Below are 14740 nucleotides of genomic sequence, written 5' to 3' on the forward strand. Positions count from 1 at the left end.
TATAAACATTTTTAAACCCATTTATGGACAAATCATCATCGCGGTTTTTATCGCTGGATGTATTTCGTGGCATGACTTTATGCTTCATGATCATTGTAAATACGCCGGGCAGCGGAGCAGCCCCTTTTTCGCCACTTGAACATGCCGCATGGCATGGCTTCACCCCAACCGATCTTGTGTTCCCTTCTTTTCTGTTTGCAGTAGGCAACGCCATGAGCTTTTCAATGAAACGCTACCAGGAAATGGGCAACTCGGCTGTGCTAAGCAAAATTTTCAGGCGTACCCTGCTCATATTTTTAATAGGTTACCTCATGTACTGGTTCCCTTTCTTTTCAACAGGCGGCGGACAGTTTCATCTAAAACCAATTACTCATACCCGCATTATGGGGGTTTTGCAGCGCATTGCCCTGTGTTATTGTTTTGCCTCGCTCATGATTCATTTTCTGTCAAAACGTTCGGTTTTCATTTTATCGGGGTTATTTCTGGTGATCTACTGGATCATCCTGCTGGTGTATGGTAACCCTGCCGATCCGCTGAGCATGACCGGCAATGCAGGCATTTATCTTGATAAATTTTTATTCGGCCCTGATCATTTATATCATGGCGAAGGCATTCCCTTCGATCCGGAAGGCGTATTGAGCACCCTGCCTGCCATTGTAAATGTGGTGGTTGGTTACTATGCAGGTAAATTCATTCAGCAAAAAGGGAAGGGATATGATACTACTACTAAACTGCTGTTAACAGGCTGCCTGTTCATCTTCCTGGCCTTATGCTGGAACATGGTTTTCCCGATCAATAAAAAACTGTGGACAAGCTCATTTGTACTGGTAACTACCGGGCTTGACCTGGTGATCTTGTCGGCATTGATTTATGCCCTGGAAATCAATAATTGGAATAAAGGCAACTGGGCCCGTTTTTTCACCACCATGGGGAAAAATCCGCTGCCTATTTATGTACTATCCGAAATACTGCTGATCCCGGTAAGTATGATCATGATAAGCGGAACCAACGCTGTCGATTGGATCAACACCGCTTTTTACCAGGCTATAGCGCCCGGCCCGATTGGATCATTGCTATTCGCCATCAGCTTTATGATGATTTGCTGGCTGGTTGCCTATATCCTTGATAAGCGGAATATCTATATCAGAGTGTGATTTGGAATGTCGGATTTCGGATGTTTGATTTCGGATTTTTTGGGTTTCATCGATTGATTTTTGATTTCACCGATTTTGTCTGAACAGGAATTTAAGGAATTAAGTAATTACAGAACGCTCTGCAAATTCAAAAAAGAATCTAAAAATTCCTTTAAAATTTGAGTTCAGACAATATCCTGGTCATCCTCAAATCCTAAAAATCATGGGTCAAAAAATACACTTCTTAATATTATTTAAAAAGTTTAATTTGCGTACATCCAATTAAATAACAATTCTTTATGAAGAGATTATCCTTATTGCTTTGCGGCTGTATGGCACACCTGCTTTCTGCGGCCCAAACAACCAAACCGGCGCTCGCGCTTATCCCGCAGCCGGTAAAAGTTACCCAAACTACCGGCCAGTTTGTATTGCCCAAAACGGTTGTTGTAGAAGCCGGTTCTTCGGCTGATGTGGCAAACGTTACCGCCTATCTTAAAAGAAAGCTATCTACAGCTACAGGTGTATTCATCACCGTAAAAAGTACTGCGCCAACTGCGCCTATCAGGCTGATTCTAAATAAAACAGCCGATACCGTACTCAAAACCGAAGGCTATAAACTATCCGTAACTCCTAAAAAAGTAGTGATCCGTGCTAATGATGCCGCGGGATTATTTTATGGCGTACAAACGTTTTTCCAGCTGTTGCCTAAAGAAATTGAAGGACTGGAAGTAGCCAAAGGCGTAAAATGGACTGCACCCGCGGTTGAAATTACCGACTATCCAAGGTTTGGCTGGAGAGGCCTGATGTTTGATGTATCCCGTCACTTTTTTACCAAAGCCGAGGTTAAGCAATACATCGATGCCATGGTTAAGTATAAATTTAACCTGCTGCATTTACACCTTACCGATGATGAAGGCTGGCGAGTGGAGATCAAAAGCCTGCCAAGATTAACCGAAGTAGGATCGCACAACGTTAAAAAAGTAGGGCAGTTTGGTACGTTTACTCCACCTGCGGCAGATGAGCCACGTACCTATGGCGGTTTTTATACCCAGGAAGATATCAAAGAGTTGGTACAGTACGCCAAGGACAGGTTTGTGAACATCCTGCCCGAAATTGACGTTCCCGGCCATAGCCTTGCTGCGATAGTTGCCTATCCCGAGCTTTCATGCACACCAGGCGCCGATAAATACGTAGTAAACTCGGGCGAACCTTTCATGGATTGGAGCGGTCCGCATAACCGCGCTATTGTCGACAATACCCTTTGCCCGGCCAATGAAGCTGTTTATACTTTTATGGATAAGGTAGTTACCGAAATTGCGCAGTTGTTCCCCTTTGGCTATATCCATTTAGGGGGCGATGAGTGCGCCAAAAATTTCTGGGAGCAAAGCGATGCCATAAAAGCATTAATGGCTAAAGAAAACCTGAAAACGATGAGCGAAGTACAGGCTTATTTCGAAAAGCGACTTGAAAAAATCGTAGAGTCGAAAGGTAAAAAATTCATGGGTTGGGACGAGATCATTGAGGGCGGTCTGGGCCCTAATGCCGCGGTTATGAGCTGGCGCGGTATCCAGGGTGGCATCACTGCCGCTAAAGCAGGTCATGAGGTGGTCATGAGCCCAACCACATTCGCTTACCTTGATTATATGCAAAGCGACCGTGTGAACGAAACAAAGATTTATGCCACACTTCGCCTTAACAAAACCTATTCATGGGAGCCTGTACCGGATAGCGTTGATGCGCGCCTTATTAAAGGCGGCCAGGCCAACTTATGGACCGAGCAGGTATACAACATCCGGCAGGCCGAATATATGACCTGGCCACGCGGTATGGCTATTGCCGAAGATGTATGGTCGCCAAAAGGCCCTAAAAACTGGGATGGATTTTTCGGCAGGGTAGAGAAACATTTCCCGCGCTTTGATGAAGCCGAAACCAAAATAGCCCCAAGTGCTTACGACCCCTCATTTGATGCGGTGTTGAATCCTGACAGCACGTTAAAAATTACACTGACAAACGAGGTAAACGGGCTGGACACTTATTACAGCTTTGACAACTCGTTCCCCGACAGGTTTTATCCTAAGTACACTGCGCCGATAGATGCCCCTAAAGATGCTACTACATTAAGGGTGATCACTTATCGTGGTAAAAAGCCAATAGGCCGTATGGTTACCATGCCATTGGCCGAGTTGAAGAGCAGGATTAAGAAATAAGAGTTATTTATAAATGGAAAAGCCCTCCGATTTAGTTTCGGAGGGCTTTCGTGTTTAAGTACGCTTATACTATCGCCAACGCTCGGCTCCAGCCGAGTGTTTACTATCAAACGGCCTCTGGCCGCCGAAGTTCTGTTATTTCTTGCGCTCGTTTGCAACGAGCGCTTAATATGGTTCGGCGATTGTATCGCGGATATCGCATTACAAACGAGCGCAAGGTATTTTCGCTTCGGCCAGAGGCCGCTTAAAAATTGCCACTCGGCTGGAGCCGAGCGGCGGCGGGCTTTTTCTATTGGCTTTATTTTTATTTCAGCTCCGGAAATTTAGCTGCTTCAAAAATGCTTTTCTCAGTCGCAGCTTTTTCAACATCCTGCCATTTGCGCGGCGCATCTATCGATAGGATTGTGCCCTTGTCTTTACCAATTTGTACGTCATCTTCAATACGTACGCCAATATTCCACCATTTTTTATCGCAGGGGCTTCCGGCAGGTATATAGATCCCCGGCTCAACGGTGATCACCCAATTCTCTTCCAAATTACCGCGGCCGCCTTTGTCATGCACATCAAGCCCCAAATGGTGCGAACAGCCATGCGGATAATATTTGCGCACTTCTGATGCGTCCTTGATAATACCGAGTTTAATCAGTCCGGCCGATAATACTTCTACCGATTTTTGCTCAAGACTGGCATAGGGCACACCGGCTTTACACAATTTAAAAATCTCTTCCTGTGCGTCGTATACCAATTGATAAATAGCCTTTTGCTCTTCGGTAAATTTGCCGTTAGCCGGTACGGTGCGGGTAACGTCGGCAGAATAACCGTGGTACTCCGCACCAACATCCATCAGCAGCAACTGGTTATTGATTTTTGTGGCCGAGTTTTCTTCATAATGCAGGATACAGCCATTAGCGCCTGCACCTACAATTGGTGGATATCCCTCGTCTTCTGCTCCGTATCTTTTATGCACGTAGGTCATGATGCCTTCAACCTCGCGCTCGCTCATATTGGGTTTTACCGATTTCATTACTTCCAGATGGGCAAGGCTTGAGATCTCAACCGCTTTTTTCAACACAGCTATTTCTTCGGGTGTTTTTACGCCCCGCAGCTTTGAAGTAAATTCAGCATATCCGGTGTTACCGCCGTAGGTTGTGCCAATCTTTGCCTTAACATCGGCAAGCGTTGCAGAATCGGGTTTGGCCACCAATTGTTGTATAAGCGGATTATTCTTGTGATCCTCATCTGCAAACTTATCTTTAAAATAAGTCATGAAACGGGTTAAATTTTGAGGAGTAACCATTCTTGCTATCAAATTAAGATCACTCATAACCTGCCTGTTTGTTTCCGTTATGCCAGCCTTATTTTTAAAAGCTGCGATCAGTTTTTTTAGCTCGCCGGTCGATCCATCGCCGGTAACATCTTCGGGCAGTGCATCATAATACACATTGGCAAACCTTTTAAAATCAACGGGGAATTTCGCGAAATCCTCGCTGTTGTAAGCCCGCTTAAAACCAAGCTGCGATTTAGCGCCTTCAACACCCAAACGCCTGCCTGTCCACTGCTCACGACCGGCATCCCGGTGACGTACAAATAGCACCTCATTATAGCTGCTGTCGCCCACAGCCTGCATCTCTTTAAATACCAACAACACCGAGTTGGGTTCTTTATATCCTGAAAAATAATACAGGTCGGGATTAGGATGATAAACGTAGTTAACATCGTTCGAAAACACCTGTTCAGGGTACGAGAAGATCACCATCACCGAATTGGCGGGCATCAGGTTGCGCAGGGCCTGTCGCCTTCCGGCATGAAATTCATTGCTTAAATAATCGGTGGGTAAGTTTTCGGCGGTTTGTCCGAAACAGCGGCTGCCGCCGCCCAGGGCAAGTAAAATTACTAATGCCCGAAAAATTGATCGCGTCATAATGATAAAGGAATAATGTCAGTCAAAAAAACGGTTTAAGATACTAAATATCAGGGATTATCATGCTCACCCTTTTAGGGGGAAAAGATTGATGTGCAAATGAAAAGATTTCAGATGTGCAAATTATCAACGACAATATCAACGCTGAAACCACAATGGCTACAAAAAACCAACTATGTCATTGCGAGGAGCGGCCCGGGTTTGTGCCTGGGGCGACGTGGCAATCTCGTCGCATAGACAGCAAACCGGCATGGCGAATAGCATTAGCTATGAGATTGCCGCGCTATCGCTCGCAATGACATATTAAATTTGAACGATCTATTTAATCTTCCTTGCCGTTACACCTTCATTGGTGATTTTCACCGGCAGGATCTTGCCATCCTTATCAAAGTACATTTTATCGATGCAGGTAACGCGGTGGTTGCCATCAGTTTCGGTTAAGGGGCGGCGGTGATAAACAATATACCATTCGTCCTTACCCGGCACCTGGATCACCGAATGGTGCCCTGCTCCTGTGGCTATGCTGGCATCCTGTTTCAATATGGTACCAATACGGTTAAACGGACCGAATGGAGAATCGCCAATAGCATAAGCCACGCGGTAATCCGGACCAGTCCAGCCGCCTTCGCTCCACATAAAGTAATATTTCCCTTTTCGTTTAAACATCACCGGGCCTTCAACATAATCTTTAGGGGTGATCAGTTTGTAGGTTTCACCATCTTTAAATGGTTCGATACCTGTAAAGTCGTTTTTTAGCTTTACGATATTACATTGGCCCCAGCCACCGTAAATCATGTAGTATTGGCCGTCGTAATCCTTAAACACAAATTGATCTATAGGTTGCGCTTTATTGATGATCTGGCCAATGAGTGGTTTGCCCAAAAGGTCTTTGAACGGGCCTTCAGGTTTATCGCCAACGGCAACACCTATACCGCCAACTTCGTTATTGTTCTGAATATCGTTAGCGCCAAAAAAGATATAGTATTTACCGTCTTTTTCAGTTACTGCCGGAGCCCACATGGCACGTTTAGCCCACTTTACAGCGGCAGTATCGATAATGCGGGGATGCTTAGTCCAGTTAACCAGATCGGGCGATGAAAAGGCATCCATAAATACCTGGTCATTATATTTAGCCGAGTAGGTAGGGTAAACCCAATATTGCTTATTGAAGATTTTGGCTTCCGGGTCGGCATACCAACCTTCAACAATAGGGTTACCTGATGTTTTCTTCTCCTGTGCTAAAGCCTTATTTTCAGATATGATAATTGCCGCACCAAACGTTGCCAGTAAAACCAGTTTTTTAGGAATGATCATTGGGAAATAGATTTTTGGTCTAAGATATTAAAATAGATAAAACGTTTTAGTGATGAGGCGCGAATTTCTTCGAATTACACGAATTTTTAATTATTGAGCTTTGTACTGCCAACTATTAATTCGTGTAATTCGATCAAATTAAATCGAACCCAAAATGATATTCGTGAAAACTTTTTTAGTTACCCGTATTCTGCTGTTTCGGCTTCTTTTTGCCCCAGCGGCGGTTAGGTTTCCTTTTGGCATCTCCTTGAGGCTGTTCGGGCTTCAGGGGTTGTATCGTGGCCAGTTCATCCGGCAGTGCCATCAGCTTTATCGGCTTTTCAATCAGTTTCTCAATATTTTTAAGCTTGCGCTCATCGCGGTGGTTAACGAAGGTTATGGCGGTACCGGTGGTAGCGGCGCGGGCCGTACGACCAATACGGTGAATATAATCTTCCGGATCGCCGGGAACATCGTAGTTGATCACCAGATCGATACCCTCCACATCAATCCCCCGCGAAAGGGCGTCGGTACCGATGATAACCGGTAATTGCTTGTTTTTGAATTTAAGGAGGATCTCTTCGCGCTCTTTCTGCTCCAGATCGGAGTGGAAAGACATGGCGTTGATTTTGATAGCCTTAAGTTCTTTGTATAGCGCTTTAACGATCTCCTTGCGTGATGCAAAGATGATGATGCTTGTAAATGCTGAATCTTTCAGAATATGCTGTACCAGCGGCGTTTTTTGCTGATCATGCACGCGGTAAACCTGCTGATCGATACCAACGGCTGGCTGCGAAATAGCGATATTGATCTGCTCCGGATCTTTCAAAATAGCTTTAGCCAATGAACGGATACGACCTGGCATGGTGGCCGAAAACAACAGCGTTTGCCTCTCTTTTGGCAGGTAGCTGATAATTTTCATGATATCGTCCGAAAAGCCCATATCCAGCATTCGGTCGGCCTCATCAAGTACCAAATGGGTAAGGTGATTAAGCTTCAGCACGCCCGATGTAAGGTGGGCTATCAGCCTGCCCGGCGTAGCTACAATAATATTTACATTATTCTGGATGCCTCGGCGCTGTTGTTCGTAAACAATGCCGTCGCCGCCGCCAAAAACAGCGATGGAGCTGATGCCGGTAAAATAAGCAAGGCCTTCAACCTGCTGATCTATTTGTTGGGCAAGCTCGCGGGTTGGGGCAAGTATAAGGGCACTGGTATGGTGTTTATTTGTTTTGCTGATGCTGTTTAAAACAGGCAGCAGGTAAGCGCCGGTTTTACCGGTACCCGTTTGAGCGCATGCAATCAGGTCGCGCCCCTCCATAATGGCTGGGATAGCCATAGATTGTATGGGTGTTGGGTTTACGAAACCCATGCTCTCTACACCTTCAAATAATTGCTCGTTAAATTTAAAATCCTGGAAAGTCACTATATCTTATAAGTAAATTATGCAAGGTATAAAAATTTAACGGTAAATGAGGGTTTTAGCATAATTGAGCTTCCCTTAAAGATCAAAATAAATCTGGTCACCTTTTATATGACACTCAACTTACCTGTACAATCAATTCAAAAATATATTTTTGAAAACCTATGAATATTATCACTCAAACACCACGCTTGCTGATCCGTGAATTTACAGCCGGAGATGAAGAGCTTGTTACCGCAATAGATGCCGATGACCGGCTTACACAATATGTGAAAAAACGTACTCCGCAAGAGAGTAAACAGGTTTTTAAAGATACGCTGAAGGAATACCAGAACGGTTCTGGCCTGGGCAGATGGGGGATTTTTAATATTGCCGATAACGATTTTATAGGTGTTTGCGCCCTTAAACCCAGCGATTACGACAAGAGCCGCATTGAGCTGGGCTACCGGCTGCACCTCAAATACTGGGGACAAGGTATAGCTACCGAACTGGCCGAAGCACTGATCAGTTATGGGTTCAATGATATAGGGCTAAAAGAGATTTGTGCCGTTACTCATCCGCAAAACGCAGCATCGCAAAGGGTGCTGATTAAAGCCGGTTTTGTACGGGAAGGGATTGTGTTTTGGTATGGGGAAGATGTGCCGTTTTTTAGGGTGAAAAACCCCACCCAACCCTCCCCGGAAGGGAGGGCTTAAAGACATTTATTAAAAGTCTCCCCCAATGGGGGAGATTTAGAGGGGGTGTAACTCTTTAATAATATCCCTACACCCGTTTTCAATTAATTCAAAAACCGGTTCAAATTGGTTATCGTCGTAGTATGGATCGGGGACAACCTTATCACCTAACAGAAGCTTTACTTTAGCAGCCTGTGCTTCGTTGCGGGCCATATCAAGCACATCGCTCAGGTTATTACGGTCCATCACAAAAATATGGTCGAACTCGTCAAAGTCGCTTCGTTTAAACTGGCGGCAAATTTGTTTGCTGATATCAATGCCGTGGTTCCGTGCTACGCGGATTGAACGTCTGTCGGGGGCTTCGCCCACATGCCATCTTCCGGTACCCGCCGAATCAACATCCCAGCCAAGTCCATTTTCATCTGCCAGGTGCTGCATAACCCCCTCCGCCAGCGGCGAACGGCATATATTACCCAGGCATACCATTAGTATTTTCATTTTTTTGAGGTAAAAGGCGAAAGGATAAAGGCAAAAGGTTTAGGCAGAAAATCTACCTTTTACCTTTCAGCTTTAACCTTTCACCTCAAAGAACTATCCAAATATCTGGTTCAGTAAACCGGCCAAACGTACGCCGGCTTTAACCATTTGCTGGTTAAGGGTTGCTATATGGCTAAAGTTGTATTTGTAACCAAGTTTATCACCGGTTTTAGTTTCGGAATACAGTTTATCTGCCATCTGGTTGCTTTCGTATATCCACTGGCTCATTGGCGCTTTTTGTAATTCAGTACGCTGAGCAGCTGTTGTGTGGTTTATCATCGCAGTGTATTCGGTGTAGCTTAACTGCTGAAGGTCAATCAGCTCGCTGTCCCAAACCGAGTGCAGGTTGCTGTCTTTACCAAACCATTGTACCTTTACATCGTTACCGCCCTTATCGCTCAGGTGACCGGTGTGCAGCGGTTGGTGTACATCCTCAACAATATGGATCAGCATGCGCAGGTAAAGCAGCCTATTGGTTTTGGTAGTAGTTTTCTTTTTAAGTTCGGCCACCAGGAAATTCATTTTGGTATAGGCATCGGTAATCGTATCAGCCTTTAAATAGCCCTGTAGCTCAGGATAAGTGTAAGCTTTTTCCAGGTTGATAAAATGCCAGTTATACAGGTAATTGTAAGCCGGGTCTGATTTAATAAAATCGGCCCAGTTGCTGGTAATGGCAATCGACTCATTACCCAAAATGGCTTGAATAGCTTTACGGGCTTTGGTGGTTAGGTAGCTATCCGCAACCTGGCCGCAAATGCGGTGCCCATTAGTACCCCAGGCCATGCTTTGCAGGGGGATATAAAATATCGCCACCAGCAATAAAAGTTTTTTTAAGGTTCGTGTTTTCATTACAATGGTTTTGGAATGCAGCTTGTTCTTTTTATTAAATGCGCGTTAATAGGTATTACGTTGGATGTACTTACAAACCGGATCAGCGAGTCGCTTTGCTTATGAACCTTAAAATATTCTTCATAATCACCAAACCTGAAACAGCCCTGTTCATTTTTATATGAGCCATCGGCATTGCAAAACTGCCCCTTAATGTGGAGAGTGTCCCGCCGTTGCGAGTACGTTCCGCGTACATATTCATCCCAATGGCCTTTGCTCATACACGTATCAGCCCCGTAATTAACCTTGCTAACGGTACTAATCTTCAAAAGAAATGAATCACAGCTGAATTTAATATCATATAGCGAATATGTTACCAGGCTTTTTTGCGCAGGTACGGAATCTTGTTTCCACTCGCCCTGCAGTTTGCTGTCTCCCGGTTCCTGCATATCAGGGTTCCTGCTGCAAGAGCTAAAAGCTGAAAGCATAAAGCTAAAGGCTATGAGGCAAAAGGCGTTTTTTAAGCTAAAAGCCGAAGGCTGAAAGCTGAAGGCAAAAGGCCTGAAACCGAAAAAAGAAAAGAGAAAGCTATAGCGTTTTTGCATAAGCAGAAATTAAAAGCCCCTCTCCTTTGGAGAGGGGTTGGGGTGAGGCTTATTTTAAACTGCCTATCATATTTTCGGGGCGAACCCACTCGTCAAACTGCTCGTTGGTTAGTAAGCCTAAACCAATAGCAGCTTCGCGCAGTGAACTGCCGTTTTTAAGGGCTGTTTTAGCAATTTTTGCCGCGTTTTCATAGCCAATATGCGGGTTAAGCGCAGTTACCAGCATTAATGAGTTTTCAAGGTGCTTTTTAATACCTTCGTAATTTGGCTCAATGCCTACAGCGCAATGATCATTGAATGACACGCAGGCATCACCAATTAACCTTGCCGATTGCAGGAAGTTTGCCGCCATAACCGGTTTAAATACATTCAGCTCGTAATGGCCGTTTGAGCCACCGATAGAAATAGCCACGTCATTCCCCATAACCTGTGCAGCTACCATCGTAACAGCTTCGTTTTGGGTAGGGTTAACTTTACCCGGCATAATTGATGAGCCTGGTTCGTTATCCGGAATATGGATCTCGCCAATGCCCGAACGCGGACCAGAAGCCAGCATCCTGATATCGTTAGCAATTTTCATTAATGAAACCGCAATTTGTTTCAAAGCGCCATGACTTTCAACAATGGCATCATGAGCGGCAAGAGCTTCAAATTTATTTTCTGCTGTGATGAACGGCAAGCCGGTAAACTGGGCAATGTACTCAGCAACTTTTACATCATAACCTTTAGGCGTGTTGATCCCTGTACCTACAGCCGTACCACCAAGGGCCAGTTCTGAAAGGTGATCAAGCGTATTACGCAATGCTTTTAAGCCGTGGTTCAACTGTGAAACATAACCTGAAAACTCCTGGCCTAAGGTAAGCGGGGTAGCATCCATCAAATGGGTACGCCCGATTTTAACTACGGATTTGAAAGCCTCGACCTTAGCCTGCAAGGTATCGCGCAGTTTTTCGATACCCGGAATGGTTACATCAATCAGGATCTTGTATGCCGCAATGTGCATAGCTGTTGGGTAGGTATCGTTTGATGATTGTGATTTGTTCACGTCATCATTCGGGTGAATAAAGGTTTTGCCTTCGCCCAGTTTATTGCCTTGTAATACGTGTGCACGGTTAGCAACAACCTCGTTCACGTTCATGTTTGATTGCGTGCCCGAGCCTGTTTGCCAGATCACCAGCGGAAACTCCGAAGCCAGTTCGCCGGCCAGGATCTCGTCGCAAACCTGTGCTATCAGGTCGCGTTTTTCAGCCGGTAATACCCCTAAATCTGTATTGGTAAAAGCGGCTGCCTTTTTCAGGTATGCAAAAGCGTCGATAATTTCCTTTGGCATTGATGCTTCCGGACCAATTTTAAAATTATTGCGTGAGCGTTCGGTTTGCGCTCCCCAGTATTTGTCGGCAGGTACCTGTACCTCGCCCATGGTATCGTGTTCGGTTCTGAAACTCATGGTATTAAATTTTGCAGGGGCAAAGTTATGTTTTTATATGATGCGGGGGAATGCGGGGTGTAAACTTTTTGATATGATAAATATATAAAGCCAAGCACAGGGAAACTGCTTTTAACCACATACGAATTGAAAAACAATAAATGAAAATTTTTCACACTAATTTTTACGTATTAATCGAATTACACGAATTGAATCAATTTAAGATTCGTGTAATTCGATTAATTGTGGAGCGCTTGCAAAGCAATTGTGTTGAAATTTTTCAGCATGAGATTAGTAATAAAGAGCATTGCGATTTTTACTATGCCGGTTTAAAAATTGACATAAAAATCCTAACAATCCCAAAATCCTAAAAATCATGGTTCAGATATGGGCGTTGCCTCCGGCCGGGCTTTACGCTCATACGCCTGCAGGCATTACGCTCGTGGACCGGTATCCGCTTCAATCCCTAACGCAAATTGGGGTTCAATTGAGCAGTTCTATTTATTAAATCATGGCTACCACTTTACATCCTCAATTTTCACAACCTTGTAATCAAAGCCCAACCTTTTGGCATTCTGTTCAACAGTTTGATCAAAACCGGCTTGCTTACGGCGTTCATTTACACCTGCCGCGTCTTTTATCGGCCAAACATAATAACCAATTTTTTGGCCGTTGCGCAATGGCTTTGACGTAGCCTGCGAACCGTAGATTTGCTCTTTACCTTCATACATCAGCTGCCTGTCGAGCATCATGGCGTACAACCTGAAAGGCAGTTCTTTGTTTTCGGCAGCGGTTTTCATGAGGGGCATGTATTGATTTATTTTAGGTGAGTGCTGGATTACGTACCAAGCTGCCTCATTGGTTGGTTCTCCAACAAGCGATTTACCGGGATAGCCGTATTTCGCAAATACATTCTCGATAAAAATCAAATTGGTCGAATCGGCCTGGCTCTGAAGCTTCCAGTAATAGCCTGTAGCTTCTTCCGGTTTAACCGGTAATGTTTTCAACACCGAATCCTTTTTGCTCGGATCCATCAGATAAGTTAAGATCTCGCGATATTTCTGATCAAGTGCCAATACGCTGTCAAGCTGTCTCTTTAAAACAGGGTTAAACTTTTGTTGAGCAGATGCTATGCCTGCCGTTATAATTAACAACACGATGATCAGGTTTTTCATGGTCAATGAGGTTTAAGCAAATAAACGCAAAAACCTGTATTACAAGTATAAGCTATCCGCCTTTTCAAATAGCTTTTTGTTGCATTCGGTAGCCCCTAACGAATAGTTAAACCGCGAAAGCGCATACAGCAGCGGCAGCTTGGCCGGCGCTATTTCATTTTGCTGCAGATCGTTGAGCCAGTCGGCACCGTCAAACTCTGCCCGGTATTTTTTTTCGAGGCGATCATAGATCCGGTAGGCATCATCATAGCTAAGCCACTCCGGTTTGATGTACAGACCGGTAAGGTCGCCCATTTTTTTTCGTTCCTCCGCTTCTGCCGTATCGGCGCTGCCAAATACAAAATAAAAATATAACCACAGGGCCAGGCCAATGGCCCCGATTAACAAAGCGGTTGAATCCCTTTCGCTAAAAAAGAAGATGAAAGCAATAAAGGCTATGATCACCGAAAACATGCGGGCGTAGCCTGCAATGATGCTTTGATGGTTGAGCGGAATATTAAACCCGTTACGGCTTCGCCAGGCCGATCGGGTTACCAGCATGGAGCTGGTTGGGAACAGCGGAATGCCAATAACCACAAATTTGGTCTCTATCCACTGCCCGTTAACCTCATGCACTTTGCCCAAAAACAATGATCCTATTAACATATCAGGTATAATTTAGTCGCGTTATTATAAACCACAACTTATAAAAGTGCTTTTAAACAAATGTTAAATATTTATTAAAAACTAAATATTAACAAACGGCACCCCAATTACCTGTTGTTTCTTATTTTACAAATAAGAAAATCAAACTTAATTAACTAAAAAATGTTAACTGTAAAAACAAATACATAAACACTACTATGAAAAAGTTAAGTTTAATTGCAATGATGGCCCTGGCGGCATTATCATTCCAGGCCTGTAAAGGCGGAGCAAAAAGCGGCAGCGGCGATAGCACAGCAGCTGCAACAACTGACACTGCCGACAGTGCCAACAAAGTAAAAGACACAACTACTACCGGTGCTACAGGCATTGCCGTTACTGCCGATGATGCAAAATTTGCAACCGAAGCGGCAAATGCCGGCTTAGCCGAAGTTGCTGTTGGCCAGTTGGCCAGCGAAAAGGCAACCAATGCCAAAGTAAAAGATTTTGCTAAAATGATGGTTACTGACCACAGCAAAGCAAACGACGAACTAATGGCCATAGCCAAAACCAAAAACATTACCCTGCCATCGGCACCTGATGATGAGCATCAGAAAATGAAAGCCGACCTGGCAGCCAAATCTGGTGCTGATTTTGACAAGGACTATGTTGATGCTATGGTTAAAGGCCATAAAAAAGTTGAATCACTGTTTGAAGATGCTTCAAAAAATTGCAAAGATGCCGACCTTAAGGCTTTTGCAGCTAAAACATTACCTGTTATCCAGCACCATTTAGCCGAAATTGAAGCTATTCAAAAAGGCATGAAGTAATCAGCTATTGATTAATTCAAGATAGAAAAAGGGAGATGTAACAATCTCCCTTTTTCTGTTTAATTCC

At 44.4% G+C, this 14740-nt stretch carries 13 protein-coding genes; 4 read left to right on the plus strand and 9 right to left on the minus strand.

What is annotated here, in order from left to right:
- Positions 1-23 precede the first annotated feature (23 nt).
- Both IEX80_RS23465 and IEX80_RS23470 read left to right on the plus strand, forming a co-directional pair.
- Positions 24-1154 (plus strand): acyltransferase family protein, encoded by a 1131-nt coding sequence (locus IEX80_RS23465; protein ID WP_090530664.1) that lies wholly within the window; start codon positions 24-26, stop codon positions 1152-1154.
- A 278-nt stretch (positions 1155-1432) separates the two neighbouring features.
- Positions 1433-3340: a beta-N-acetylhexosaminidase gene (locus tag IEX80_RS23470; RefSeq protein ID WP_188834336.1), complete on the plus strand. Its 1908-nt coding sequence runs from the start codon at positions 1433-1435 to the stop codon at positions 3338-3340.
- Positions 3341-3644: 304 nt separating this feature from the next.
- On the opposite strand, the gene IEX80_RS27865 is transcribed toward IEX80_RS23470, so the two are convergent.
- From IEX80_RS27865 to IEX80_RS23490, 3 genes are all read right to left on the minus strand, one after another.
- Positions 3645-5261, minus strand: coding sequence for an aminopeptidase P family protein (locus IEX80_RS27865; RefSeq protein ID WP_229701738.1), 1617 nt, complete (start codon positions 5259-5261; stop codon positions 3645-3647).
- Positions 5262-5579: 318 nt separating this feature from the next.
- Entirely contained in the window at positions 5580-6575 is a 996-nt protein-coding gene (locus tag IEX80_RS23485; protein ID WP_188834337.1) for a glycoside hydrolase family 43 protein, read from the minus strand.
- A gap of 175 nt (positions 6576-6750) precedes the next feature.
- Positions 6751-7980, minus strand: a complete 1230-nt coding sequence (locus IEX80_RS23490) for a DEAD/DEAH box helicase (RefSeq protein WP_175490032.1) — start codon at positions 7978-7980, stop codon at positions 6751-6753.
- Between the two features lie 161 nt (positions 7981-8141).
- On the opposite strand from IEX80_RS23490, the gene IEX80_RS23495 reads away from it, so the two are divergent.
- On the plus strand, positions 8142-8672 hold the full coding sequence (locus IEX80_RS23495) for a GNAT family N-acetyltransferase (protein WP_188834338.1): 531 nt from the start codon (positions 8142-8144) through the stop codon (positions 8670-8672).
- A gap of 36 nt (positions 8673-8708) precedes the next feature.
- On the opposite strand, the gene IEX80_RS23500 is transcribed toward IEX80_RS23495, so the two are convergent.
- The 6 genes from IEX80_RS23500 to IEX80_RS23525 all read right to left on the minus strand — a co-directional run bounded on the left by IEX80_RS23500 (position 8709) and on the right by IEX80_RS23525 (position 13867).
- Positions 8709-9149, minus strand: coding sequence for a low molecular weight protein-tyrosine-phosphatase (locus IEX80_RS23500; protein WP_090530652.1), 441 nt, complete (start codon positions 9147-9149; stop codon positions 8709-8711).
- Positions 9150-9242: 93 nt separating this feature from the next.
- Positions 9243-10037 (minus strand): S1/P1 nuclease, encoded by a 795-nt coding sequence (locus IEX80_RS23505; protein ID WP_176625410.1) that lies wholly within the window; start codon positions 10035-10037, stop codon positions 9243-9245.
- On the minus strand, positions 10037-10621 hold the full coding sequence (locus IEX80_RS23510; RefSeq protein ID WP_188834339.1) for a fumarate hydratase: 585 nt from the start codon (positions 10619-10621) through the stop codon (positions 10037-10039). The genes IEX80_RS23505 and IEX80_RS23510 overlap by 1 nt, the downstream gene beginning before the upstream one ends.
- Before the next feature lie 49 nt (positions 10622-10670).
- Entirely contained in the window at positions 10671-12068 is a 1398-nt protein-coding gene (fumC, locus tag IEX80_RS23515) for a class II fumarate hydratase (protein WP_090530645.1), read from the minus strand.
- A gap of 494 nt (positions 12069-12562) precedes the next feature.
- Positions 12563-13222: a DUF6624 domain-containing protein gene (locus IEX80_RS23520; RefSeq protein ID WP_188834340.1), complete on the minus strand. Its 660-nt coding sequence runs from the start codon at positions 13220-13222 to the stop codon at positions 12563-12565.
- Positions 13223-13261: 39 nt separating this feature from the next.
- Positions 13262-13867: a hypothetical protein gene (locus IEX80_RS23525; protein WP_090530639.1), complete on the minus strand. Its 606-nt coding sequence runs from the start codon at positions 13865-13867 to the stop codon at positions 13262-13264.
- Positions 13868-14064: 197 nt separating this feature from the next.
- Here IEX80_RS23525 and IEX80_RS23530 point away from each other — a divergent pair, with 197 nt between their 5' ends.
- Entirely contained in the window at positions 14065-14673 is a 609-nt protein-coding gene (locus IEX80_RS23530) for a DUF4142 domain-containing protein (RefSeq protein ID WP_176625404.1), read from the plus strand.
- Positions 14674-14740: the final 67 nt, after the last annotated feature.

Source organism: Mucilaginibacter rubeus (genome assembly GCF_014643835.1).
GTDB lineage: Bacteria > Bacteroidota > Bacteroidia > Sphingobacteriales > Sphingobacteriaceae > Mucilaginibacter > Mucilaginibacter rubeus.

Bases quoted from the DNA above. Each gene is read 5' to 3' on its own strand.
- IEX80_RS23470 (WP_188834336.1), top strand. From the start codon at position 1,433: ATGAAGAGATTATCCTTATTGCTTTGCGGCTGTATGGCACACCTGCTT.
- IEX80_RS23500 (WP_090530652.1), bottom strand. From the start codon at position 9,149: ATGAAAATACTAATGGTATGCCTGGGTAATATATGCCGTTCGCCGCTG.
- IEX80_RS23525 (WP_090530639.1), bottom strand. From the start codon at position 13,867: ATGTTAATAGGATCATTGTTTTTGGGCAAAGTGCATGAGGTTAACGGG.
- IEX80_RS23530 (WP_176625404.1), top strand. From the start codon at position 14,065: ATGAAAAAGTTAAGTTTAATTGCAATGATGGCCCTGGCGGCATTATCA.
- IEX80_RS23505 (WP_176625410.1), bottom strand. From the start codon at position 10,037: ATGAAAACACGAACCTTAAAAAAACTTTTATTGCTGGTGGCGATATTT.
- IEX80_RS23465 (WP_090530664.1), top strand. From the start codon at position 24: ATGGACAAATCATCATCGCGGTTTTTATCGCTGGATGTATTTCGTGGC.
- IEX80_RS23495 (WP_188834338.1), top strand. From the start codon at position 8,142: ATGAATATTATCACTCAAACACCACGCTTGCTGATCCGTGAATTTACA.
- fumC (WP_090530645.1), bottom strand. From the start codon at position 12,068: ATGAGTTTCAGAACCGAACACGATACCATGGGCGAGGTACAGGTACCT.
- IEX80_RS23485 (WP_188834337.1), bottom strand. From the start codon at position 6,575: ATGATCATTCCTAAAAAACTGGTTTTACTGGCAACGTTTGGTGCGGCA.
- IEX80_RS23520 (WP_188834340.1), bottom strand. From the start codon at position 13,222: ATGAAAAACCTGATCATCGTGTTGTTAATTATAACGGCAGGCATAGCA.
- IEX80_RS23510 (WP_188834339.1), bottom strand. From the start codon at position 10,621: ATGCAAAAACGCTATAGCTTTCTCTTTTCTTTTTTCGGTTTCAGGCCT.
- IEX80_RS27865 (WP_229701738.1), bottom strand. From the start codon at position 5,261: ATGACGCGATCAATTTTTCGGGCATTAGTAATTTTACTTGCCCTGGGC.